Genomic DNA, 22,096 nt, shown 5'->3' on the forward strand with positions numbered 1-22,096 from the left:
TGTACGAGACCCGTACGCACGGTGGTGTGAGAGGCGCACCGTGGGCTTTACAGCTCACGGCCGTCTACTCGATTGTACACCGTATTTTTTCATTCCGTTGTCGCTTTTTTAGCACGTTCAATTGTCGGTTCGTAATCAAATGTTGAACACGAACCTTCACTTAAAACTCTTTTTCCTGTCCGTTCTATTTTACTCTCGTCATTTTCCCAATCAAATACGTAAATATTTGCTCTGAAAACTTCGTTCAGTTCTTTATAATTCAACTCTCCATTTTCGTGACCAAAGTTTTCCTCCGTTTCTAGTATTTTAATTGGTATTCCGTTATTCAGGTAAATAACTGTCCTTATTCGACCATATGAAAGTCCGATTTCCTCAACAATTTTACAAATCTGTTTTTCATTCCGCCAAACTTTTAAAAATCCTCCACCATCTGTAGTAATTCCAGTCAGTTCCACCCAATCAAATTCCTTTTCCACAAGAGTTGAGTCCGATTCTATAGATTTCACTTCGTTATCAATTCGGTCAAGGTTTTTTTCTTGTCCAAATGCTAAAAATCCAATTAAGGTTAATATGATTACGGATGCGTTTTTCATATGGTGTACAACGGTCTCGGCTATGATTTCGTTGTGGAATTTCACGCAGTGAACATTCCGCCCGAAATCTAACCTTAGCTTAAAAGTAAGGATTTTCGTTTAGGAAATCCGCCACAATGAATTATAGCCGGTGTTGTATTGCGTTTTTAGTATCGGTACGTTTGTTCAATTTTTTCTCCATTCAATCTCAAATTTATTTTCGTTTCTTTAATTCCCATTATGTCAGTCGATATTTTAGAGTCAAATTGATAACGAACATTATATAATTCGGTTAATTTGTCCAGAGTCTGTTTTTTCGGCGAGATTATTTGCCTCTTTCTTCTAGAATAGTTTAGAGCTCCGATTGCAATTCCAAAAAATCCAATTCCGATACAAAAAACTGCGATTGTAAAAGTGTGTATTCTTGCTAATCTAAAAAGTGAAATAATTAAAAGATAACATATTCCGAGTACTCCAACTCCAATTAAACTGTAAAAAATAAAGTTTCCAATTGCTAATTTCTTTACATACTTGGAATCTTCGAATTCCGTATTTACTTCGATTATTTTGTCCTTTAGGTTTTGGTCCAGTTTAATATCAGGGCATTTTTTCTGGAAATCAGGCTTTTTACTTGTCAAACTGCATAATATTCCATCCTCAAGATTGAATGAGTGAAGGTCGCAAATCTCACAGTGGTTTAATTTTTTCATTTAAGAATGGTCAAATGCAATACAACAATGGTATATATAACATTAATGTTATATATACCTCCAATATAGGATATATATAACATATGTTATATATATCTTTTATAAATTTCTAGGAGTCAAGAGGGTTTTTTATTTTTTTGAAAGTTGTTGTGGCAACATGTGTATAAATTTCAGTTGTCTTGCTAGAACTATGACCTAATAAGACCTGTATTTGTCTCAAATCTACGCCTGCTTCTAATAAATGTGTTGCAAAACTATGTCTTAACATATGTGGAGTTACAGGAATCTTAATACCCGCTTTTATAGCAGCATTAAGTACAACTTTCCCAATGCTTTGACCTGAATATTGATTGCCGTATAAACCTTCAATAATATATTTTTCTGGTTTATATTGTTGATAATATTCTCGTAAATCTTTCAACAATGAGTGTGAAAGCAAGGTATACCGGTCTTTATTGCCTTTTGCGGCTTCAATCCGTATCAACATCCTTTTACTATCTATATCGCTGATTTTTAAATTCACCAATTCATTTCTTCGTATTCCAGAGGAATAGAGAAGGCTAATAATACATTTGTGTTTTAAGTTATTGGTGTTTGCAATGATGCTGAGAACATCTTCTTTGGAAAGAACTTTAGGCAATTTTTTTTCTTTTCTAGGTCTTTCTATTTTATAAAACCTGTTGGGCATACCTAGAACTGATTCATAATAAAATTTTATACTATTGATTGCTAAATTTATATATGCATTGGATTTGTCTTCTTGAATTAATTTCAAGATATAATCTCTAACATCACTTTCATTAATAGATATTAAATCTTTAGTGTTATAGTAATTTATGAATGTTTCAAAAGCATTAACATATGTTTTCACTGTGTTATTGGCATATTTCCTCAATTCTAATTTATCTAAATAACTTAAAGGGCAAACACGATATGTTGCTGGAAGCTTCCTTTTTCTAAACCATGTAATATCGATTGTCTCGTTATGTTCTTTGGCAATGTTTCGATCAAAAAAATGATTGCAATTAACCCATACAACACCGTTAAATATTTTGAATATTTCATCAAGATTTTGTTTGGTGTTCAAAATGTAAGCCATGTTATAGGTATTGCTCCATTTAACATCTGGTAACTGTTTAACAAGCGCATGAATAACTTTATCTGTGTTGAATTGCAAACCAATGTAGCGTCTTTCTTGAATTAAAAGATGCTTTAAAGTAACGCTCCTACCTTTTTCCATGGTTTTTTTTAGCAATCTAATTGATGCAATTGATTTAATCGTACCTTATACGAATAGGATACGTATAGTATACTGTTAAATCTTTTATCATGAGAATTTATAAGGAATGTATTCATTGTAGTAAAGAATTAAGAGGTAGGACGGATAAGAAATTTTGCGATCCTCAATGTAAAAGTGCCTACCAATACCAATTTGAAAAGCAAAATCCTGAACGCTTTTATAATAAGGTTGATAATCAATTGAAATTGAACCGTAAGTTACTTAAAGAGTATAATAAAGGGGGTAAGGTTACAATAAGAAGCAATGTTTTGCTAGAATTAGGATTTAATCCAAATTTCTTTACACATTATTGGAAAAATCAAAATGGGCAAGTTTATTTTTTTATTTATGAGTATGGTTTTTTAATTAGGAAAGAAAATGGCAAAGAAAAATATGTTTTAATCTTATGGCAAGATTATATGGCTAAGAATACGAAATCTACTAACTGAAGTGTTAGTTTTTTTTGATATTTAAAGAACAACTAATTATTGAAGTTTATTTATAAATTATATTACCTGTAACTATATCAAAATATGCTTGTCTATCATAAATATCTCTTCTCATATTTTTTACTAAAAAATATCTTGATTTAAGAAATGCTTTTAAATCTTCAATATCTTTTTTAGTAGCAGGTTTGTTAGCGTTTGGAGTTATAATGTTTTTTGCTATTTCTACAGCAGCAACTCCTACAGCAGCATTTCCAATTCCCGCTAGAGACATTTTTTCATGTAAGCTCGACTTTTGTCTTAAAACAGGTTTCTCATCTATAGAGTTTACTGCTGGTACCTTCAATTCTTTAATATGTTGGTTACTTTTCCAGTTTAAACTACGGCAAGAGTTACTGCAAAATTTTTGTGCTCCTCTTCTTTTTGGAACATAGTCACCACCACAATACTTGCAAATTTCAGTTTTTGTCATAATTATGCGTAAATTAAACGTTTAATTTACGCATAATTTATTTAAGTACTTTTGAATCAATATTGAAAATACGTTTTAATAAAATCGTTTCTGCCTCAGAATCAGAAATTAGAGGTAGTTTTTTATTTTTGCTGCGCTGTGTTTTTTTATTTGTAGAAGTGGGTAAGTTTTCATGCCTTTCTTCTTGTAAATTTGAAGCTTCAAGTATAATATTTTGTTTGTTATCAGTATTAAATAGTTTGGTGATTTGAGGTAAAGATGACTCTAACGATTTTCCGATATTAAAATTACCTTTAGGCAAAGAATGCATATCGGGATAAAACTGTTTTAGAATAGTTTCAAAATGTGACTTGTGAAAATTATATTGGAGTTTAAACAAACCTAGAATAGTGTCCTCTTGAGGAAGTACTTGGGTAATATTTTTATTCAGCCAATTTGTAATAAAATATAAGCACTCAACCTGCTCATAATATAGCTCTAAAATGTAATTAAATTCCTGTTCATCGAAATTTGCTTTTGCATTTAATAATTGACGAGTACTTTTTTTTAATGAACTGTTTTTAAGTATTATCAAGTTATTATCTCTATCTGTGTTGTAGAGTGTAGGACCCTTATAATAATCTATAACTATAATCTTATTGCGAAATTTCTCAAATTCTATTTCTTCATGATTTTCTAAGAATTCATTTGAAATTTCATTGTCAGGGATGAAAAATAATAGCTCTTCCCATAGCCTTGAAATCAGGTTCTTATATAATATTTCCAAAGGCGTATTATTCATGTACATTTTTTAACATTGTTGAATAATCTTCGGGTAGTTCTGCATCTATATCCCTTAAATACTTTTCTAAGGCGGTCATGGAAGAGTGGCCTGTTATCAACATCAACTTACTTTTAGCCTCAAAAGGGGAGGAGTCCTTCATTAAAGCCCTATAAACTTTAGTAATGTAAGTGTGCCTAAAACTATATAGCCCATAATTTATTCCTAATTTAAAATGCTCTTTAACGACTTTTCTAAAACGTTTGCTGAAATAGTCTCGCCTATTATCTACAAGGGTATCCCATTCGCCGCCAATTTTTTCCGGTGTAAATAAGACGGCTTCTTTATCCAATTTCGTGAGGTCTGGCAAATCGTTCCATAACAGCTCTGGTATAATTTTGGTTTTTAATGGGCTGTTCTTTGCTTTAAATTGTATTCGTCTATTTTTTAAATCAATATCTTTTACTCTAAGTCGGCAGACTTCTATTGGTCGTAAAAAGTTGTAAGAGATAAATTTTATGTAGAGTAATAGAATTGGGTCTTGAACTTCTAAATATTCAAAAATTTCCTCTTGAATATTCTGGGAATATGTTTTGTTACGTTCTGGTGTAGATTTTAATTTAGGTATTTTCTTTACGAAATTTTGTTCTATGATTTCATTATCGACAAGTACTTGTATAATACTACTTAGGTCGGTTTTGTAATTATTTCTTGTTCTTGCACTATTTCTGTCCAAAACATCATTTAAGAATTCTAAGACAAGTTTTTTATTTAGTTGAGATATGAACTTTATTTCAGGATGATTAATTGAAAGCCAACCTAAAAAATTTTTTATTTTACTTTCATAATCTCTTTTAGTACTAGGGCTAACCAATTTTTCTTTAAGCTTGATTCCAAATTTAAATCCCTCTTGAATCGTCATTTTTGGCTTTTCCATTATGGGTTCAGATTTCGGTAAAACTTTATCTGGTAAATTTAAATTATTGGCTAAATTATTTTTAGATGTTAAACTTTGGTGTAGCTCTAGATTATCGGAATATGGATTATAGCCTTTATTTAGGAGTCTTAATAAAACTTTTCTATAGATGACCAAAACGGACATTCTATCTTCTTTGGTCTTATATTTATTTGCGTCCCCGTAGAAAGGAGTTTGACGCTTTAATTTTCCACTTTTAGGGTCCCGAAAAGAAAAATAGACATACCAGCGTTTTTGTAAATCGCCGTTGGCAGAATATATTTTAGGGATGGAAAAGTTTCTCTTTACAGACAAATCGTATGCACTTTCGTATTCATTTTCGTATTCAAAGGTAACTAATTCCTTAAAATTAGGCATAAAAAAACGGTTTAGCGAAAACTAAACCGTTGTTTTTGAATACTTTAAACTTAGTAGCGGGGACTGGACTCGAACCAGCGACCTTCGGGTTATGAGCCCGACGAGCTACCTACTGCTCTACCCCGCGATATGGGTTTTTATCTCACTTGTCTTGCGACTTCAGGTCATTAAGCTGACGAGATAAAGGTGCGCTACTATTTGTAACGGGCTGCAAATATACAACACATTTTCTCTATATTCAAAACTTATTTAAATAATATTTTTTAAGACCATTATCTTTTAAAAAACATTTAATCCATAACTTCGGTTTTTTACAATTCTATGGATACAATTAACGACTTTATAGCCAGCGCACTACCGTATACAGAGTGGCCAATGTTCCTTTTATTAATAGGGGGCGGACTCTTTCTTGTTTTTTATTCAAAACTAATGCCGTACCGTTTTTTCGGTCATGCAATCGCAATTACAGCGGGTAAGTATGATAATAAAGACTCAAAAGGAGATGTGAGTTCTTTTCAAGCCTTATCGGCAGCTGTTGCGGCTACGGTTGGTTTAGGGAATATATCTGGTGTTGCAATCGCAATACATGATGGTGGTCCGGGGGTGGTTTTCTGGATCTGGATGACCGCATTGATTGGTATGTGCATTAAATTCTATTCGTGTAGTTTGGCAATTATGTATCGTGGTACAGATTCGGATGGCCATTTGCAAGGGGGGCCAATGTATTACATCACCAAAGGATTAGGCGAAAAGGCTAGGCCGTTAGCAATATTTTTTGCTGTTTGTGGTCTTTTTGGTTTTTTGGGAGTATTTACAGCAAATCAATTTACCGAGACATTCATGAGTGTAGTTAAACCATCATCTACATTATTTGAAATGAGTGAGGTAAATTGGAAATGGACGATAGGTATTGTTTTAGCTGTCATAACATCTTTGGTAATTTTTGGAGGGTTAAAAAATATAGCTAAAGTAGCATCTGCGATTGTACCTTTTATGGTGGCCGTATATTTAATAGCGGTAATAGTGGTAATGGCGCTGAATTCTGAACAAATACTACCAGCTCTAAAAATGATAATTACGGAAGCTTGGAATTTTAAATCACTGGCAACCGGCGGGTTTTGGGGGCTTGTTATTATCGGGGTTCGTAGAGCAATGTTTTCTAATGAGGCTGGTTTGGGTAGTGCACCAATGTATCATGGGCAATCTAAAAATGATGAACCTATTCGCGAGGGTCTTGTGGCCATGCTAGGTCCGTTTATCGATACCATATTGGTATGTACGTTTACGGCAATCGTTATCATATTGAGCGGCGCATATTTAGAAGATTCAAGTGGTATAGTCATGACTTTGTCCGCTTTCGAAAAAACCTTGTTTGGTTGGGGCGATGTGCTGCTAATGGTTATCGTAACAGCCTTTGCATTATCTACGTTATTTACCTATTCTTATTACGGGGTAAAATCTCTGTCATTCTTGACAAATGCCAAAATCGGTAAGTTTTACAACTGGTATTTTGTAATTATGATCGTCTTTGCTGCAGTGGCATCATTAGAGTTGGTGAAGAATTTAATTGATTTGTCTTATGCACTAATGGTAATACCCAATATGATTGCCGTACTTTTGTTAGCTCCAAAGGTAAACGTAGAATTGAAGAAATATATAATTAAGTATAAGGATGGCAGATCATAAGGCAGGCTTCGTAAATATTATTGGTAATCCTAATGTTGGTAAATCAACGTTAATGAATGCATTTGTGGGTGAAAAATTATCCATAATTACATCAAAGGCACAAACAACGAGGCACCGTATTTTAGGAATTGTAAATGGGGATGATTTTCAAATGATTCTTTCTGATACTCCCGGTATTATTAAACCAGCTTATCAGCTTCAAAGCAGTATGATGGATTTCGTAAAATCTGCGTTCGAAGATGCCGATGTACTTCTTTATATGGTAGAGATAGGGGAGAAGGCATTGAAAGATGAAGCATTCTTTGAGAAAATAAAGAATAGTAAAATTCCTGTTTTATTGCTGTTAAATAAGGTAGATATAGCTACCCAAGAGTTGTTAGAAGAGCAAGTTCAGTATTGGCAAGAAATGTTGCCTAGTGTTGAGTTGCATCCTATTTCTGCATTATCCAATTTTAATATAAAAGGCGTATTCGAACGTATTATCGAATTATTGCCGATGTCACCTGCGTATTATCCTAAAGACCAGTTAACAGATAAGCCAGAGCGTTTCTTTGTAAATGAGACCATCCGCGAGAAAATCTTATTAAACTACAAAAAGGAAATTCCATATTCAGTAGAAATTGAAACTGAAGAGTTTTTTGAAGATGAAGACATTATTCGTATGCGTTCGGTAATTATGGTTGAACGTGATTCTCAAAAGGGGATTATTATAGGGCATAAAGGGGCAGCATTGAAAAAAGTAGGTGTAGAATCGAGAAAAGACTTAGAAAAATTCTTCGGTAAACAAGTGCATATAGAACTGTATGTAAAAGTGAATAAAAATTGGCGAAGTGATGCCAAGCAGTTAAGGCGATTCGGATATAATAAATAACCTCATTTAGATATTTAGCTCAATATAATTTATCCATTCAAGGTTTCCGTTTTTTAAATTATTTTCATTTTTTTAGGATAGCTTAAGTATCAATAAGTTGTCATTTTGTGTAGTTATGTTTTGACTTTTTTCAAGAAATTATTGGCTCAAATTGAGTTTTAATTCCTCCTTTAAAAAAGAATAGATTACATTTGAATTATCGATTAAGTGTATTAAAACCCCGATGAAATGCAAAATGTGATTATTTTTGGAGCTTCAGGTCATGGAAGTGTTGTTTTGGATTGTCTTGAAAAAGAGGGTAAATACAATGTGGTTGGCTTTGTAGATTCATACAAATCAAAAGGATATAGAATAAATGGCTATCAGGTTCTGGGTAGTGAAATTGATTTGCCATATTTGATAAATCGATTTAATGTTTCTGGCGGAATAGTTGCCATCGGTGACAATTGGACTAGAAAATTAATTGTAGATAAAATATCTAAGGTAGTCCCTAATTTTAATTTCATAAACACCATTCACCCTAAGGCGATACTCGGTAAAGATGTCTTACTGGGATGCGGTAATGTATTTATGCCAGGAGCAATAGTAAATGCCAATTCAATAATTCACGATTTTTGTATCATCAACACCAATTCATCTTTAGGTCATGATGGTATTATGGATTCATATTCAAGTTTAGCCCCATCGGTTTGTGCGGGAGGTGGTTTAAAACTTGGAAGATTTTCTGCAATTAGTTTAGGTGTCAATATTATTAATGGAATTGAAATTGGTGAACATGCAGTTATAGGTGCTGGTTCTCTTGTGGTTGATCATTTCGGCGATAAGATTGTGGTTTATGGTTCACCTGCTAGAATTATTAGAAATAGAACTATCGGCGAGCCCTACTTGTCAACTCCTAAAAAACAATATTTTAGCGAATTAAAGTCGTTAAATAACGTACAATCAAATCTCTCTATTTAACTTATAGTGTAATTGCAACTATAAGTACTACCTTTGCGCCAAATTTAAGCTATGAGTGCTATTGTTGCCATTGTAGGAAGACCTAATGTAGGTAAGTCTACTTTTTTTAATCGTTTGATACAGAGGCGTGAAGCTATTGTTGACGCAGTAAGTGGTGTTACGCGTGATCGTCATTATGGAAAAAGTGATTGGAACGGCAAAGAATTTTCGGTTATTGATACAGGTGGGTATGTTGTTGGTAGTGATGATGTTTTCGAAAAAGAGATCGATAAGCAAGTAGAGCTGGCAATTGAAGAGGCTGATGCCATAATTTTTATGGTAGATGTGGAGACCGGTGTTACCGGTATGGATGAAGATGTTGCTAAGTTACTTCGAAGAGTTAAAAAGCCTGTTTTTTTAGCGATTAATAAAGTTGATAATGCGAAGCGTGCAGAAGATGCCGTTGAATTTTATTCTTTAGGATTAGGAGAATATTATACGCTTTCAAGTATGAATGGTGGTGGAACCGGAGAATTATTAGATGCTCTAGTACAAGAATTGCCAGATATAGTTGAAGAAAAAAGTGAATTACCAAGATTCGCTGTAGTAGGTAGACCAAATGCTGGTAAATCTTCTTTTATAAATGCACTAATTGGTGAAGATCGATATATCGTTACCGATATCGCGGGTACTACGAGAGATAGTATTGATACGAAATATAATAGATTCGGCTTTGAATTTAATCTTGTAGATACTGCTGGCATACGTCGTAAGGCGAAGGTGAAGGAAGATTTGGAGTTTTATTCAGTAATGCGTTCAGTAAGAGCTATTGAACATTGCGATGTTTGTATTTTACTTTTAGATGCAACTAGAGGTTTTGATGGGCAGGTAGAAAATATATTTTGGCTAGCTCAACGTAACCATAAGGGTATTGTTATTCTTGTGAATAAATGGGATTTGGTAGAGGATAAAGAAACCAATACCATTAAGCATTACACTGAAAAAATTAAAAAAGCTATTGAGCCATTTGTAGATGTGCCAATTCTTTTCATATCTGTATTGACAAAACAGCGTATTTTCAAAGCGATAGAAACTGCTGTTGAGGTTTATAACAATAGAAATAAGAAAATAATTACTAGAAAATTTAATGAGACGATGTTGCCGATAATAGAAAATTATCCACCACCGGCTTATAAAGGTAAATTCGTTAAAATTAAATTCTGTACTCAATTACCGACTCCGTATCCGCAATTTGCATTCTTCTGTAACTTGCCACAATATGTACGTGAGCCTTACAAGCGTTATCTCGAAAATAAGATACGTGAAGAGTACGATTTCACTGGGGTGCCTATCACTGTGTTTATGAGAAAGAAGTAATTTATTTAAGGACTTACGATTGAGGTTTTAGGTTTGAAGAATAAACTCTAATCTTAGGTTAGAGAAAAAATGATCAAATATTCTGCTAAGCAGAATTATTTGATCATTTTTTTTGAGTTTTAGCCAATTTTCAAACCTATATTCTCGAGACGGGGTAAAGGGGGTGGGTTCTACGATGGTGAAAATTGCAACAAACTCACTAACAAATATTCACGACTAACCTCTCCCTAAAGAGGAACAGTTTCTGACTAGGATTAAAATTTTAGGTAAAACAGACTAAGTAGCACTTGTAGTAGCAAAACTACCAACCCCCAGATGCACCGCCGCCGCCAAAGCCGCCGCCGCCGAAACCTCCTCCAAATCCGCCACCGCCAAAGCTTCCTCCTCCACCGCTACCGAATCCGCCACTAGAACCGCTAGAGCGTCCCATGTTGCTGAGAATAATCATATCCCACGGACTTAATCCGCCGCGTCTCCTGCCGCCATTATTACCATTGTCGTCATTTTTGCGACTCCACAGAATAAAAAGAATTACCACGAATATGATAAATGGTAGAAGAGATGAAAATGGAGTACCACTATTATCTCCAAAAGTTCTGTCTTCCTGAAATTCACCGGTTAAAACTTGGAAAATCACATCAGATCCCTTGTTCAGTCCGCCATAATAATCTCCGACTCTAAATTCAGGGAGAATTACATTTTCAATGATGCGTTTAGAAAGTGCATCGGTTAAAGAGCCTTCAACTCCGTATCCGGTGCTAATGGCTACTTTTCTATCGTTTTCTGCTAGAATAATCAGAATGCCATTGTCTTTGCCTTCTTGCCCTATTCCCCATTTTTGTCCCCAATTTGCACCTAGGTAATTGATGTTTTCTCCATTAGTACTGGCAATAATGGTAACTACAATTTGTGTTGAGGTGCTATCGGAATAGCGAACCAGTTTTTGACTTAAAGCCACTTTTTGCTGATCGGTCAGAAGATTGGTGTAATCGTAAACACTAGTTTCTAGTGCGGGCTTTTCAGGTATTTCAAACTGACTCCATAACGGGGCGCACCAAAGAAAAAGTAGTAAAAGGCTAGCCTTTAGATATTTCATTGCTTAATTCGTTGGTGTCATTTGATTGCCACGGGAAGTGACTTCTTAATTCTTCGCCAGCTTTTAATACACCGGCAACAAGCCCGTCTTTAAACGCTCCTTTTTCAAAATGTGTTTGAATGCTATTTCTAGTTGTCTGCCAAAAATCTTTAGGTACCACGTTGTCAATACCTTTGTCTCCACAGATAACAAATTTCTTGTCATTTACGGCAACATAGATTAAGACTCCGTTTTCTTGTTTGGTATTATCCATTTTTAATAAATGAAATACCTCTTTAGCGCGCTCGCAATGGTCTTTACGGGTATGTGCCTCAATATGTACTCTAATTTCCCCAGAAGTATCCTTCTCTGCTTTAAGAATAGCCTCTACTACCTCTTGCTCTTCTGTTGCCGATAAGAAATCTTCTACTCTTGACATAGGTTATTAATCAAAATCAAAATCAACATCTGGTGCGTTTTCAGAACCTGCATCCGCTTTATAGTAAGCTAGTTCGCTAAAGTTAAAAATACCTGCCAAAATAGAATTCGGGAATTTTTTAATGTGAAGGTTATAAGGCTCAACGGTTGCGTTAAATCTATCTCTTGCAACATTTATTCTGTTCTCTGTACCTTCTAATTGCGATTGTAGCTCTAGAAAATTCTGGTTAGCTTTTAAGTCAGGGTAACGTTCAACGGTTACCAATAATCTGCTCAGTGCACTACTAAGTCCGCTTTGCGCTTGATTGAATTGTGCTAATTGCTCAGGTGTAATATTAGATGGATCAATACTAACCGAGGTTGCTTTCGCTCTAGCTTCGATAACATCTGTCAACGTTCCTCTTTCAAAATCTGCCGCACCTTGTACTGTTTTAACAAGGTTGCCAATTAAATCGTTTCTACGTTGGTATGCGCTTTCAACGTTTGCCCAAGTTTTTGTCGATGTTTCTTTTAAAGCAACGGCGGTATTATTGAAGCCTACGCCCCATTGGTATAGTCCGAATGCTATGACAGCGATTACGATTATTGCTATAAGTCCTTTTTTCATAATGTTTGTTTTATAGTTGGTCTTTAATTTTATTGAGTTCTGCTTTAACGCGTTCTAATTTTTGAATGATATCAAAATTAGACAACGTTTTCTGCTTTTCTTCTTTTAAGTGGGTTTTGGCGCCGTCAAGAGTAAAACCTCTCTCTTTTACCAAATGATATATTAACTGAAGGTTTTTTATGTCTTGGGGAGTGAATTTTCTATTTCCCTTTGCATTTTTCTTAGGTTGAAGCACGTCGAATTCTTTCTCCCAAAAACGAATTAGTGAAGCGTTTACGCCAAAGGCATTGGCAACTTCGCCAATACCGTAATATCTTTTTTCTGGGAGATCTATCTGCATTAATCCAATGATTGGTTTTCTTGATTCGCGAATTTCAACATGTTTTCAAATTCTTCAGGAGATAAACTTCCATAATAGAAGTTAATCGGGTTTATTCTGTCATTTTCTTTCCACACCTCGTAATGTAGGTGAGGTGCTTCTGAGCGACCAGTGCTTCCTACAAAGCCGATTAAATCTCCGCGTTTAACTTTTTGTCCTGATTTAACATTATACTCACTTAAGTGGGCATAAAGGCTCAGGTAACCATATCCATGTTCAATACGAATATGCTTGCCATAACCAGAAGAATTATTGTCTGCGCGTGTTATTTTACCATCACCTGCAGCATAAATCGGAGTGCCTTTTGGCGCTGTAAAATCCATACCATAATGCATTTTTCTAGCCTTAGTGAATGGGTCGGAACGCCAGCCGTAACCAGAAGCCATGCGGGTAAGGTCTTCGTTATTTATAGGCTGAATGGCAGGTATTGACATTAGTAACTTTTCTTTCTCTTCCGCCAATTTAGTAATCTCATCTAACGATTTAGATTGAATGGCCATTTGCTTTTTTATGATATCTAACCTCTTTGTGGTAGAGACGATCATTTCAGAATTATTGAATCCCTCTAATGATTTATACCGATTAATACCGCCAAAACCTGCTTTACGCTGTTCGTCTGGTATGGGGTTGGCTTCAAAATATAAACGGTAAATATTATTGTCTCGTTCTTCGATATTGCCTAGAACTTCTTCAATCTGTTCCATTTTCTTATTCAATAACTCGTATTGCAGCTCGTAATTTTTTACTTCACGAGATAAAGAAAGTTCCCTTGGGGTATTAACAAGATTGGTGTTTAAAAGAAGAATAAGACCTAAAAAACCAAAAAGGCATGCGCCCAAAATAAAGAATGTTATATTTCTATAACGCTTAGATTTTTCGGGTTCTATTTTACGGTACGACAGTGTATCTGGGTCGTAATAGTATTTTACCTTAGACATGTATGTTATTTATCCTATTTTTGTTTTTTAATTATTAGGGAACAAACAAATATAAAGATAGTTTTATATAAACGGTTAAAATTTGTAAAAGCTTAGCATTTTAGATGAATTCAAAAGATACAAGAACTCAATTTCTGAATTTTTTCAAGGGTAAAGAACACAAAATAGTGCCTTCTGCACCAATGGTCATAAAAGATGACCCGACCCTGCTTTTTACAAATGCGGGCATGAACCAATTTAAAGAATATTTTTTAGGTATAAGTCAGTCTAAAAATTCTAGAATAGTAGATACTCAAAAATGTTTACGTGTAAGTGGTAAGCACAACGATTTAGAAGAAGTTGGTAAAGATACCTATCACCATACGATGTTCGAGATGTTGGGCAACTGGAGTTTTGGTGATTATTTTAAGGAAGAAGCCATTACTTGGGCTTGGGAATTATTGACCGATGTTTTTAAAATTGATAAAGACAGTTTGTATGTATCGGTATTTGAAGGAAGCGATGATGCAGATAATTTAGCGTTGGATACAGAAGCTTTTGAGCTTTGGAAAAATATCGTGCCCGAGGATAGAATTATCATGGGAAACAAGAAGGATAACTTCTGGGAAATGGGCGATCAAGGTCCGTGTGGGCCATGTTCAGAGATTCATGTAGATATACGTTCTAAGGAAGAAAAAGCAAAAGTTGCTGGTGCTAGTCTAGTAAACCAAGATCACCCGCAAGTTGTTGAAATCTGGAATCTCGTATTTATGCAATACAACCGTAAAGCAGATGGGTCATTAGAAAGTTTACCGGCGAAGCATGTAGATACCGGTATGGGCTTTGAGCGTTTATGCATGGTTTTACAGGGGGTGCAATCGAACTATGACACCGATATTTTTACGCCGTTAATTCGAGAAATAGAAACGATTACAGATTCTGAATACGGTAAAAATGAAGAAATTGATATAGCGATACGTGTAATCAGTGATCATATACGTGCAGTTGCTTTTTCAATTGCTGATGGTCAGTTGCCAAGCAATACAGGTGCAGGTTATGTAATCAGAAGAATATTGAGAAGAGCCGTACGTTACGGATTCACATTTTTAGACACCAAAGAGCCATTTATGTTTCGTTTGGTAAATGTGCTCACAGATTCATTAGGTGATGCCTACCCAGAATTAAAAGTTCAGAAGCAATTAATTGAAAATGTAATAAAAGAAGAAGAAAATTCTTTCTTGAAAACGTTAGATCAAGGATTGTTGTTGTTAGATACGATTATAAAAAATACAAAAGGAAAAACGGTCGACGGCGGAAAAGCTTTTGAGCTGTATGATACTTTTGGATTCCCTATAGATTTAACCGCCTTGATCCTAAGTGAAAAAGGATATCAATTAGATGAAGCTGGCTTTGATGTAGCTATGCAGCAGCAGAAAAATCGTTCTAAATCGGCTTCTGTAGTTTCAAAGCAAGATTGGGAAATTTTACAAGAAGACAATGAACAAGAATTTGTTGGTTATGATATGCTCGATGTAGAAGTAAAGATTACCAAATACCGTAAAATAGTTTCTAAGAAAGAAGGAACACAGTTTCAGTTGGTATTCAATCTTACTCCGTTTTACGCAGAAGGTGGTGGGCAAGTAGGTGACAAGGGGTACTTAGAAGATACTCATGGCGATGTCGTGTATATTACCGATACCAAAAAAGAGAATAACGAAATCATACATTTTGCTAAAAGCCTACCAAAACACATAGGGGAAAGTTTTAAGGCGGTAGTAGATAAAAAACAACGTGGCAGAACCGAAGCTAACCATACAGCAACACACTTGTTGCATCAAGCATTAAGAGAGGTGTTAGGTACGCACGTAGAACAAAAAGGTTCAGCGGTACATTCTAAATATTTACGATTCGATTTTTCTCATTTTTCTAAAATGACTCAAGAAGAATTGTATGAAGTAGAAAAGTTTGTGAATGCTCGTATAGACGGACAGTTACAACTACAAGAAGAAAGAAATGTACCTATGAAGTCTGCAATTGCAGATGGCGCCATGGCATTGTTCGGTGAAAAATATGGCGATGCGGTTAGAACAATTCGTTTTGGTCAATCGATAGAATTATGTGGCGGTACACATGTAAAGAATACCGGAGACATTTGGCAATTTAAAATTAAGTCAGAAGGTGCTGTAGCTGCCGGTATTAGAAGAATTGAAGCAATTACAGGCGACGCGGTTAAAGATTTTCATTTAGATAATGATAAGTTATTATCAAGAATAAAAGTTGTTTTGGGTAACACCCAAGATCCCGTAAAATCGGTTTCAAGTCTTCAAGAAGAAAATTCAAGTCTTAAAAAACAAGTAGCTGAATTGTTGAAAGACAAAGCCAAGAACTTAAAAGGAGATTTGCTTTCAGAGTTGAAGGAAGTTGACGGAATTCAATTTCTAGCAAAAAAGATAGATTTAGATGCTGCCGGTTTAAAAGACTTGAGTTTTGAAATGGGCAACCAAAAAGATAATCTCTTTTTGTTGTTCGGTACCGAGCATGAAGGTAAAGCCTTATTGTCTTGTTATATATCTAAAGAACTAGTGGCTTCTAAGAATTTGAATGCAGGTACTATTGTTCGAGAACTTGGAAAGTATATTCAAGGAGGCGGCGGTGGTCAGCCATTCTTTGCAACGGCAGGTGGTAAAAATCCGGCAGGTATAGAAGAGGCATTGGCAAAGGCTGAAGGTTATTTGGGGTAAGTTCTAAAGCGACATAAAATACAATATTCATGGTTAAATGTGGTTCTATATCAACCAATTAAACATTTAATCATGAAGAATTATATTTTATTATTACTGACGTTCTTAAGTTTCTCAGGCTTTTCACAAGTCTCTTTTGGTGCACGCCATGTAGGTAAGCCGTCAGATTTAAAACCTAAAGCATTAGAAGAATTTAAAGCATCAACAACCATTTTTGTCTTATCAGATGTTATTGACGCTGACGAATATGCTAAAATTTTAGAGGAAACTTGGACAGTGACCCCTTATAAAATAGTTCCTCAAAATGAATATGATTTACAAGAGTATTATAACAAAAATTACTCTATAGCAGAGCTTGTCGGATTCAAGCGTTCTAAAACTACCAAAATGGGTAGTGTTGTGCATTCATTGCATACCTATATTAATATCGGATTGTATGATGCTGAAACCATAGATGAAAAGTTGTCTAAGGTTAAGCCGAAAAAAGAGAAAAAAAGAGAAGAAAAGATTAATGAGATCTTCAGAAATAATAAAAAGCCCATAGCTAAAATTTATCTTTTCCCAACATCAGATTTTGTAAATACTGCTCTTTCTGAAGAGAAGGAAGTTATTGTAGAAAAAATGTATACTGAAAACGTTTTCTTTAATTATTCAACAGGATTTTTAAAAAATTACTTTCAACAAACAAACGATCTTATAGACAAAGGTGAAACATATTGGATGTATGAGAAAGATTATGATGCTAAAAAGATAGCAAGCTTGACTACTGCTAAATTATATGTACCAACCTATATCACTCAAAGAACAAATGCTTTTACCGCAGAAATTAATGATGGTGAAGATAAAGAAGTCGAGAAGCTTTTTAGTAAATATGATTATGACTATGAGTTTATTTCTACCGAAGATTTAGATAAAGCAATTGAAGGAAATAAAGAATTCTATTATTTGCGTTATGCGAGAGCTAATGCAGAAAGATTTGTTCAGGTAGTAAATTCAAAAACTGGAGAAGTAATTTTTAGAGAATACATTACTGGTTTAGGTTACAATTTAAAAGCGAAAAATTTAGGTTACCTTAGTGATGTAATAGCTAAGTCTGCAAAGAAGTTAGCGAAATAGCATAGCTTAAAAATGAAATTTTGTACAGAAAATATATGTGCTAAAGGCGAAAATCTATAAGAGATTATAATAATTTCTTATAGATTTTTATTTTTTTGATAATAACGGAATTAACATTCCTTGTTTTATCATCTAGCTATTGATAAATCGAATTCAAAAGACAGCTTATGAAGCTGTTTAAAACAATAGTTTTATGAAAAGATATTTTATTTTATTACTGATTATTTCATCTTGTAATCTTTCAGATAAAAATCAAGATAGTGCTAAGGGGGCTGATGATGTTGAAACAAATATTATGTCAGGTATAGATTCAATGCATATTAGGGAGTATGTTGAAAAATCTTTTCAAACTCCGTTGCATTCTCTAGAGCATCAGCAGTATTTAGATTCTGCACTTACCATAGATCCTACGAATGCTTGGCTTTGGCAACAAAAGGCAATGCCTTTGTATAAAGCTAGAAAATACCAATTAGGTAAACCTTTTTTAGAAAAGGCAGTTGAACACGACCCTAAAAAATATTTAGATTATAGCGGCTTCATGAGTTGTATTTTTTCAAAAGACTACCTAAAATCGATATCTGAATTTATGAGAGCCAAAAAAGAGTACGGCGATGGTTATGTAATGGATCATACCTATAACTTTTACATTGGGCTAGATTATCTTCAATTAAACCAATTCTCTAAAGCTAAAGAGTTTTTATTATTAAGTAAAGAGCAGCAATTTAAAGATTTCCCTAACGATTCGCCGCAAGAAGCCTGTCATTACTTAGATTGGTATTATTTGGGAATCGCAGATTTTGAGCTAGGTAATTATAAGGAAGCTATTTCATCTTTTGATATGTCATTATTGGTGTACGATAATTTTGCAGATGCACTTTATTTTAAGGGAAGAAGTATGACGAAGTTAGGTAATGAAGAAGGAATGGATTGGGAGAAAAAAGCCTTTGAAAACGGAGAAAATACTATAAATGAGGATAATGTTATCTATGAAATTTATCCATATCAAGTGTTTCATAAGTTAAACGAGAGTGTGCGACCTAAATGAATCTCTTAACCAAAATACCATTATCAAAATCTAAAAATCCAATTGATTATTTAAGTCAGTTGTTACTTTTGGGTTCTTGTTTTTCTGAGAATATTGGAGCAAAATTAGAATACTATAAATTTCAGGGGTTACAGAATCCGTTTGGGATATTGTTTCATCCTTTGGCAATTGAAAAACTGATTCAAAAGTCTGTTCATCAAGGGCTATTTACTGAAAAAGATGTGTTTAATGAGCATGAGCAATGGCATAGTTTCGATGCGCATTCTTGCCTAAGTAATCCGTCCAAAGAAAAAATTATTACAGATATAAATGATGCTGTAGAAAGTACGTCAGCTCAAGTAAAAAAAGTCAGTCATATCATTATCACTTTAGGTACAGCGTGGGTGTATCGAAATACGTCAAGTAATGAAGTAGTCGCAAATTGCCATAAAGTACCACAATCCAATTTTACGAAAGAATTGTTAAGTGTTGATGAGGTAACCGAAAGTTTAAAACGAATTATTGTTTTGGTACAGTCTGTAAATCCTTCGGCCCAATTTATTTTTACGGTTTCTCCTGTTCGGCATTTGAAAGACGGTTTTGTAGAAAATCAATTAAGTAAATCGCACTTGATTTCTGCTATTAATAAAGTTTTAGAGGAGAATAAAATCTCATATTTCCCTAGTTATGAACTAATGATGGATGAGCTTCGAGATTATCGTTTTTATGCTAAAGATATGGTTCACCCAAATGAAGTGGCAATAGATTATATCTGGGAGAGATTTGTTGAGGTGTGGATTGATGATCCCACTGCCGTGATGAGAAAGGTTGATGAAGTTCAACGAGGTTTGCAACATAGAGCTTTTAATCCCGAAGGAGATGCTCATCAAATTTTTTTAAAATCGTTAGCACAGAAAATTGCGTATATAAAGAAAGACTATCCGTTTATGGATTTTAATATTTCAAAAACATGAGAAAATTTGTAGCTGGCGTTTTAATCACTTTGGCAATTGTTTTCATTGTTCGTTCTTGTAATAATGACAAAGAAGATAAATCTATTCTAGAAGAAAATTCTATGCTCATTCAGCAAGAAATTACCAATGTTTCTAAATTAGTGGTAACAGAAGGGCATTTTGCTGAGGTCTATAATTATAAAGACTCGAAAGAACTTTTTGGTCCGCTTTTAAGAGCAGAGAAGAAAGCGTTAGTAGTCGTAAATGCAGATGTAACCGTCGCTTATGATTTACGTAAGGTTGACTTTGAAATTGACGAGGCAACCAAAACGGTGAAAATTAAAAGCATACCCGATGCAGAGATAAATCTGAATCCTGATTTTGAATATTACGACGTAACTGCAGATTACCTGAACCAGTTTGATGCCGCAGATTATAACAAAATAAAGAAAACTGTGAATGCCTCTCTAATGAAAAAGGTAGAAGCTTCTGCATTGCGTACCAATGCAGAAAATAGGTTGATTAGCGAGTTACAGAAATTCTATATTCTTACCAACTCAATGGGGTGGCGATTGACGTATCAAGAGAAGACCATTGAATCTTTAGATGGCTTGCAAGTTATTAAACCTTAGTTTTTATAGTTGCCAATTCTAATCCGTCATCAATTAATTGTCCGAGGTTAGGTTGGTCTAATTTAATATTTTCAAGATGTACTTTTATGCTCTCCGCTAGTATTTTTTCGTTACTCAAAATTGCCAGCTCATAAATTTCAATGGGTAGTAACCAGTCTTTCGGGTACTTTTCTTGTATTACTTCAAAGACTTTAGTTAGAGAGATAATGGTGTTGTTGCCTTCTCTAAAATCGCGAATTAGTTTGTAGTACGATTCCAGTTCACTTAAACCTACTTGACCTTTATCTTGGCTGCCGGTACTTAATGAATGGTCTAAAAGGTCAAAACTCTTTAAATCAGCAGGACCATGGTAGGCAGAAACAATTTCTTCGCCAATAGCCATGTTGTATAATTCTTCGTTAGATTCAAAAAGTGTGATTCCATTATGTGTCACTTTACAATTTTCAAAAGTGATAATAATAATGCGACCCTGAAGATTACGCGTGCCGGTTATAATTCTTCCCGTAACATTAACGCCACCAACAAAATCTAATGAAACAATTTCTCCCTCATAAATTTTATAGGCTTTAAGATCTCTCGGACTCATGTCTTCTATAGGAATATTGATGCCTTTAAGTCTGCCGATAGGAGAACCAAATCCTGTTTCATGCTGATTGACATCTTGCCCCACCAATTCTTTTTCTCGGTATGCCAACGCAGATTTCCCTTTCGTTTGAAAGTAAATAGGTTTGCCTTCATGAGAAATCAACGATTCGAAATTACCAGATACTTGTAAGCCAGTACTTAGTTCGATAGTACCTAATTCTTTAGCGTCGATAAGTTTCTGTAAACCTGAGAGCCCGCCCTTTCGTAATGCCATGGTATTGGCAAAGTCTTCTAACACCTGACTTAAAAATGCAAAATCGGGAGTTACGAAGAGTTGCGGTTGTTGTTTGGTAATATCAAAAGATGTTTTTGCCGCTTCAATAGAATATGGCAGTTTTTTGACGTTATCGGTCATGCACCACTGACTTTCACCAATAGAAGATAAAAGTCCGGCACCATAAATTTTAGGGTCATCTAAAGTGCCTATAAGTCCGTATTCAACTGTCCACCAGTGCAGGTTTCTAATAAAAGCCATTTCACTAGGGTCGCCCATATTATCTTGAAGAAATTCTATATGTTTTTCAGCTTTTTCAATTTCTTCTACAGGCGTACCTTTGGCTTCTTTAATAATAGACAGATGGCGTACAGCTTCGTAAAGTTCAAAATCTTTAGCACTAGATATTGCTTTGCATCCTATTTCTCCAAAACGTCTTAAATAAGCGGCATATTCGGGGTTTGCAATAATGGGTGCATGCCCGGCACCTTCGTGAATAATATCTGGGGCAGGTGTGTAAGCAATGTTTTCTAACTGGCGAATGTCTGACGCGATTACCAAAACATTATATGCCTGAAACTCCATAAAAGCAGCAGGTGGTATAAATCCGTCCACCGCAACAGCAGCCCAGCCTAAATCCTTGAGAATACGGTTCATACCGTACATATTGGGGATGTTTTCAATTGAAATGCCTGTTTTGCGTAATCCTTCGGAATAAGATTTGTGAGCAACCTTACTTAGGTAATCTACGTTCTTACGCATTACATAGCGCCACACAGCTTGATTGATTGGCGTATAATCCTCATAGTTCTGAGGTTTAATGTATTGTCTTAAATGCTTAGGAAGCTTATCTAAAATAGGATTGCTTTCATATTCAGAAGTATTCATACGCTTAACTTTTCAACTGTGA

22 protein-coding genes and 1 tRNA gene are annotated in these 22,096 nt (G+C 34.7%); 10 read left to right on the forward strand and 13 right to left on the reverse strand.

What is annotated here, in order from left to right:
• Positions 1 to 89: 89 nt before the first annotated feature.
• The 3 genes from ACEN2N_RS17370 to xerA form a co-directional block, all read right to left on the reverse strand.
• Positions 90 to 638, reverse strand: a complete 549-nt coding sequence (locus ACEN2N_RS17370; protein WP_441825506.1) for a hypothetical protein — start codon at positions 636 to 638, stop codon at positions 90 to 92.
• Positions 639 to 739: 101 nt separating this feature from the next.
• On the reverse strand, positions 740 to 1,282 hold the full coding sequence (locus ACEN2N_RS17375) for a hypothetical protein (RefSeq protein ID WP_441825507.1): 543 nt from the start codon (positions 1,280 to 1,282) through the stop codon (positions 740 to 742).
• Between the two features lie 109 nt (positions 1,283 to 1,391).
• Entirely contained in the window at positions 1,392 to 2,522 is a 1,131-nt protein-coding gene (gene xerA, locus ACEN2N_RS17380; RefSeq protein WP_441825508.1) for a site-specific tyrosine recombinase/integron integrase, read from the reverse strand.
• A gap of 89 nt (positions 2,523 to 2,611) precedes the next feature.
• On the opposite strand from xerA, the gene ACEN2N_RS17385 reads away from it, so the two are divergent.
• Positions 2,612 to 3,010: a hypothetical protein gene (locus tag ACEN2N_RS17385; RefSeq protein WP_441825509.1), complete on the forward strand. Its 399-nt coding sequence runs from the start codon at positions 2,612 to 2,614 to the stop codon at positions 3,008 to 3,010.
• 46 nt (positions 3,011 to 3,056) lie between these two features.
• Here ACEN2N_RS17385 and ACEN2N_RS17390 read toward each other — a convergent pair whose 3' ends face one another.
• The 4 genes from ACEN2N_RS17390 to ACEN2N_RS17405 form a co-directional block, all read right to left on the reverse strand.
• Complete coding sequence (locus ACEN2N_RS17390; protein ID WP_441825510.1) at positions 3,057 to 3,479, reverse strand: hypothetical protein; 423 nt, start codon at positions 3,477 to 3,479, stop codon at positions 3,057 to 3,059.
• Between the two features lie 37 nt (positions 3,480 to 3,516).
• Positions 3,517 to 4,260 (reverse strand): hypothetical protein, encoded by a 744-nt coding sequence (locus tag ACEN2N_RS17395; protein ID WP_441825511.1) that lies wholly within the window; start codon positions 4,258 to 4,260, stop codon positions 3,517 to 3,519.
• Positions 4,253 to 5,572 (reverse strand): tyrosine-type recombinase/integrase, encoded by a 1,320-nt coding sequence (locus ACEN2N_RS17400; RefSeq protein WP_441825512.1) that lies wholly within the window; start codon positions 5,570 to 5,572, stop codon positions 4,253 to 4,255. The genes ACEN2N_RS17395 and ACEN2N_RS17400 overlap by 8 nt, the downstream gene beginning before the upstream one ends.
• A gap of 54 nt (positions 5,573 to 5,626) precedes the next feature.
• Positions 5,627 to 5,699: transfer RNA gene (locus ACEN2N_RS17405), tRNA-Met, on the reverse strand.
• Positions 5,700 to 5,893: 194 nt separating this feature from the next.
• On the opposite strand from ACEN2N_RS17405, the gene ACEN2N_RS17410 reads away from it, so the two are divergent.
• The 4 genes from ACEN2N_RS17410 (at position 5,894) to der (ending at position 10,445) form a co-directional block, all read left to right on the forward strand.
• Positions 5,894 to 7,258, forward strand: a complete 1,365-nt coding sequence (locus ACEN2N_RS17410; RefSeq protein WP_441825513.1) for an alanine/glycine:cation symporter family protein — start codon at positions 5,894 to 5,896, stop codon at positions 7,256 to 7,258.
• Entirely contained in the window at positions 7,245 to 8,129 is an 885-nt protein-coding gene (gene era / locus ACEN2N_RS17415; protein ID WP_441825514.1) for a GTPase Era, read from the forward strand. The genes ACEN2N_RS17410 and era overlap by 14 nt, the downstream gene beginning before the upstream one ends.
• Before the next feature lie 228 nt (positions 8,130 to 8,357).
• Positions 8,358 to 9,089: a NeuD/PglB/VioB family sugar acetyltransferase gene (locus ACEN2N_RS17420; RefSeq protein WP_441825515.1), complete on the forward strand. Its 732-nt coding sequence runs from the start codon at positions 8,358 to 8,360 to the stop codon at positions 9,087 to 9,089.
• Between the two features lie 51 nt (positions 9,090 to 9,140).
• Positions 9,141 to 10,445, forward strand: coding sequence for a ribosome biogenesis GTPase Der (der, locus tag ACEN2N_RS17425; protein WP_441825516.1), 1,305 nt, complete (start codon positions 9,141 to 9,143; stop codon positions 10,443 to 10,445).
• A gap of 301 nt (positions 10,446 to 10,746) precedes the next feature.
• On the opposite strand, the gene ACEN2N_RS17430 is transcribed toward der, so the two are convergent.
• Genes ACEN2N_RS17430 through ACEN2N_RS17450 form a run of 5 tightly spaced genes read right to left on the reverse strand, consistent with a single transcriptional unit; the run spans position 10,747 to position 13,882 of the window.
• Positions 10,747 to 11,541, reverse strand: a complete 795-nt coding sequence (locus ACEN2N_RS17430) for a TPM domain-containing protein (protein ID WP_441825517.1) — start codon at positions 11,539 to 11,541, stop codon at positions 10,747 to 10,749.
• Positions 11,522 to 11,959: a TPM domain-containing protein gene (locus ACEN2N_RS17435; RefSeq protein WP_441825518.1), complete on the reverse strand. Its 438-nt coding sequence runs from the start codon at positions 11,957 to 11,959 to the stop codon at positions 11,522 to 11,524. The genes ACEN2N_RS17430 and ACEN2N_RS17435 overlap by 20 nt, the downstream gene beginning before the upstream one ends.
• Positions 11,960 to 11,965: 6 nt before the next feature.
• Positions 11,966 to 12,565, reverse strand: a complete 600-nt coding sequence (locus ACEN2N_RS17440; protein ID WP_441825519.1) for a LemA family protein — start codon at positions 12,563 to 12,565, stop codon at positions 11,966 to 11,968.
• 10 nt (positions 12,566 to 12,575) lie between these two features.
• Positions 12,576 to 12,905, reverse strand: coding sequence for a MerR family transcriptional regulator (locus ACEN2N_RS17445; RefSeq protein ID WP_424002408.1), 330 nt, complete (start codon positions 12,903 to 12,905; stop codon positions 12,576 to 12,578).
• A complete protein-coding gene (locus ACEN2N_RS17450; protein WP_441825520.1) occupies positions 12,905 to 13,882 on the reverse strand; it encodes a M23 family metallopeptidase in 978 nt (325 codons plus the stop codon). The genes ACEN2N_RS17445 and ACEN2N_RS17450 overlap by 1 nt, the downstream gene beginning before the upstream one ends.
• A 104-nt stretch (positions 13,883 to 13,986) precedes the next feature.
• Between ACEN2N_RS17450 and alaS the strand changes: the two genes are divergently transcribed.
• The 5 genes from alaS to ACEN2N_RS17475 all read left to right on the forward strand — a co-directional run bounded on the left by alaS (position 13,987) and on the right by ACEN2N_RS17475 (position 20,327).
• Positions 13,987 to 16,602, forward strand: a complete 2,616-nt coding sequence (gene alaS / locus ACEN2N_RS17455; RefSeq protein WP_441825521.1) for an alanine--tRNA ligase — start codon at positions 13,987 to 13,989, stop codon at positions 16,600 to 16,602.
• Between the two features lie 72 nt (positions 16,603 to 16,674).
• A complete protein-coding gene (locus ACEN2N_RS17460) occupies positions 16,675 to 17,718 on the forward strand; it encodes a hypothetical protein (protein WP_441825522.1) in 1,044 nt (347 codons plus the stop codon).
• A gap of 193 nt (positions 17,719 to 17,911) precedes the next feature.
• Positions 17,912 to 18,763 (forward strand): tetratricopeptide repeat protein, encoded by an 852-nt coding sequence (locus ACEN2N_RS17465; protein ID WP_441825523.1) that lies wholly within the window; start codon positions 17,912 to 17,914, stop codon positions 18,761 to 18,763.
• Entirely contained in the window at positions 18,760 to 19,716 is a 957-nt protein-coding gene (locus ACEN2N_RS17470) for a GSCFA domain-containing protein (protein WP_441825524.1), read from the forward strand. The genes ACEN2N_RS17465 and ACEN2N_RS17470 overlap by 4 nt, the downstream gene beginning before the upstream one ends.
• Entirely contained in the window at positions 19,713 to 20,327 is a 615-nt protein-coding gene (locus tag ACEN2N_RS17475) for a DUF4230 domain-containing protein (RefSeq protein WP_441825525.1), read from the forward strand. The genes ACEN2N_RS17470 and ACEN2N_RS17475 overlap by 4 nt, the downstream gene beginning before the upstream one ends.
• Here ACEN2N_RS17475 and ACEN2N_RS17480 read toward each other — a convergent pair.
• Positions 20,317 to 22,074, reverse strand: a complete 1,758-nt coding sequence (locus ACEN2N_RS17480) for an aromatic amino acid hydroxylase (protein WP_441825526.1) — start codon at positions 22,072 to 22,074, stop codon at positions 20,317 to 20,319. The two genes, ACEN2N_RS17475 and ACEN2N_RS17480, sit on opposite strands and share 11 nt — an antisense overlap.
• Positions 22,075 to 22,096 lie beyond the last annotated feature (22 nt).

The organism is Maribacter spongiicola (assembly GCF_052119685.1).
Lineage (GTDB): Bacteria > Bacteroidota > Bacteroidia > Flavobacteriales > Flavobacteriaceae > Maribacter > Maribacter spongiicola_A.